The following is a 2,602-nucleotide window of genomic DNA, read 5'->3' as shown; positions in this document are numbered from 1 at the left end:
CTGGCCCGTTGCATCTGTGGTTACAAGGGTAACTTCATTTCCCGAAATAAACGGGAGCTGTTTAATGTCAAACGGGCCTGATGGCACGAGTCCTGAATAAATCTTTTGCTGGTTGACGTATAAATCTAGTGTTGAAGGAAGTGCTGCCGAACCGGAAAATTGCGGCAGTGCCGAGGTAACAAGATCACCTCGCTGGGTATAAGCACTCGACCACTGAAAACCAGCCAGACGTACACTACTCCCCCAATCAGAACTATTGGAAATGAAATCCCCTAAGGTATATATCTTGACTTTTTCAGGGTCTACGTATTGCCACTTACTCTCCAAGCGCACCCACTTTTCATGGCTATAACTATTTTCATTACTTCCGTTGTATAAAACACCTGATGAAAAGTTACCGATTGCGCTGTTAAAGATTCCTTCTGCTGAACCTGAGAAAACATTCTCGTCATTGGTTATGGTGTTATACAGACTATAGTTCAGGATAGCCGCGTTTAAGGGTTTCATTTTCAGTAAATGAGGACTGGTGAGCTGTTGACCATTTAAGTCAACTGAATAGTCGCTCAACATGTTCGAAGGAACTTGTAAGTTTAGAGCCTGCTCATTCTCTAGATATTTGAACTGGATTCCTTTTAACTCGTTAATACACACCCATTGGTTATCTGGAATATGCTCATCCATTTTCACCCTTAAAACTTTTAAGTCACGAGCTCGAATATATAGTTTTCTATCTTGATCTTGGCGCACCGAGATCAAATCTGTTGAAATACTTGAGTTAATAGAAATCTTCAAAAAAAGCTGCGTGTACACCTTATCAGAACTGAAAATCTGATGAGAAGAGTCTGTAACTTCCGGAATACTTGGTAAAGCAATATTAGTATTATCTTGCAATGATTCAGCAAAAGCATGAATCGGCAAGTACATAACACATAAGGCACTTACGAGATATTTCATATGTGCCTCTTTAAAGAGATGTTTGCTTACCGTTAATATTCAATGAAATATTATATTTATGATTCGTTTGAAATTTAAAATCAGGGCTAATATTAAAATTTCTTGCTTTGCCAGCAAGAATATAACCATTCACCGTATTTACTTTAATGGCATAACTTTTATTCGCTGTTACATCAACAAGCGTTAAATTACTTAAAAGTGCATGTCGATTGCCAACATTACTAATCGTAAGAGACGAATTATTTTGTTCTTGTTGTATTGACCACGTAAGTTTAGTAATTGCGTCCTTATTTACTACAAATAAAGGCAATGACGAACGTAGTAGTACATTAACCCCTTGATCCGCTTTACGGTTATCAATCGGTTTTGGGAGTTCATCAATAATAATACGGTATGTTTGCTCACCAGGAACTGGTGCTGGATTAATTCTAACGACACGTAAGTTATAAGAATCATTAGGTTGTAATTTTAAAAACGGCGGGCTAACCGCGATCTCATCTGTAGGTATTAATTGATCTTGCCCAGCATTTTGGCGCCATTCAAATACACGTACCTGCAAATCACTGCTTTCATTTGACTGGTTATATAAGCTAATTGAGGATGCCGCTTGATCGCTTAATATTTCAATATTTACAGGCGAAAGACGAATTGATGCAGCGTTCAGCATACTAGGCAAAAATAATAATAAACTTGTAGTAACAAAGATATTTTTTCTCATGATTTGCCCAGAATTACTTTTCTCAAATTAAGCTAGCTCTTGGAATCAAGAGCTAGCAATGACACAATAAAACTTATTAAAAATTAATAAGTCACTGTTACAGTCACAGTGTCAACATAGCTACCCGCGCTTGGTAAAGTTGAGCCAGCAGGAATACGGCCATAGACGTTAACTGTTTGTGGCGCGCCAGTACCAGTACCGCTATATGCAGTTGTTGCAATACCAATCGCTGTTGCACGGTTAGTGTCAGAGAATAGGTTGTAAGGAATAAATTCGTTGCTTGTTGCACCACCAATCATACGACGTTGAGTCGTTTGAGCATTTTTGCCGGCATCAAAAGCCAAAGTCCATGGCACAGTGTTATTACATAAAACTTTAATTGCAGTACCACCAGTTGTTGTGGTGTCTGCGTCTACATTGCTAGCAAGAGAACTTAAAGTACCAAAATCTAAAACTGCGTTAGCTGTTGTACCTGTAGCCGAAGTATTCAATACACAACTATTTGTAATTGTTGCTTTAACGGTCAAAGTGCCTGTTGCAGTTGCAGCATTTGCGGCATTGATAGACATTAAACCCACAGTAATTACTGATAAAATGAGAGACTTTTTCATGGTTAAAAACCTTTTTACATTACGCCAATAAAATTAATAGATGTAAAAACTAGCCTTCCCCATCACAATCACTAGCTTTTCTGATTGTTTTTTCAAAGCGTTATTTTTTTACTCTACTTATCGCGCATAATACAAAAAAACAACAAAAACGCTAATATAAGTTTCATTCTAAATATCAATTAACAATTCAAGTTCTGATGAATTTCTCAATTATAAAAAATTTTATGGTTTATCACACTTTTTACATCATTTTTCGATAATTCTATTCAACTTTTATTAGCTCTACTAAAAAAACTATAGATTTTCATTAGTTAAAGTT

Annotated in this window: 2 protein-coding genes and 1 pseudogene; all 3 read right to left on the bottom strand. The window is 36.7% G+C overall.

The features are described 5' to 3' along the window. Positions 1–924: pseudogene (locus NL42_RS19190) on the bottom strand (fimbria/pilus outer membrane usher protein); the annotation flags it as partial. 40 nt (positions 925–964) lie between these two features. After that, positions 965–1,672, bottom strand: a complete 708-nt coding sequence (locus tag NL42_RS19185) for a fimbrial biogenesis chaperone (protein ID WP_461313962.1) — start codon at positions 1,670–1,672, stop codon at positions 965–967. 83 nt (positions 1,673–1,755) lie between these two features. Then, on the bottom strand, positions 1,756–2,283 hold the full coding sequence (locus NL42_RS19180) for a Csu type fimbrial protein (protein WP_016137837.1): 528 nt from the start codon (positions 2,281–2,283) through the stop codon (positions 1,756–1,758). Positions 2,284–2,602 lie beyond the last annotated feature (319 nt).

The organism is Acinetobacter sp. GN11 (assembly GCF_054823985.1).
The sequence above is the reverse complement of the archived record's forward strand: the minus strand, read 5'-3'. Positions and strand labels throughout refer to the sequence as shown.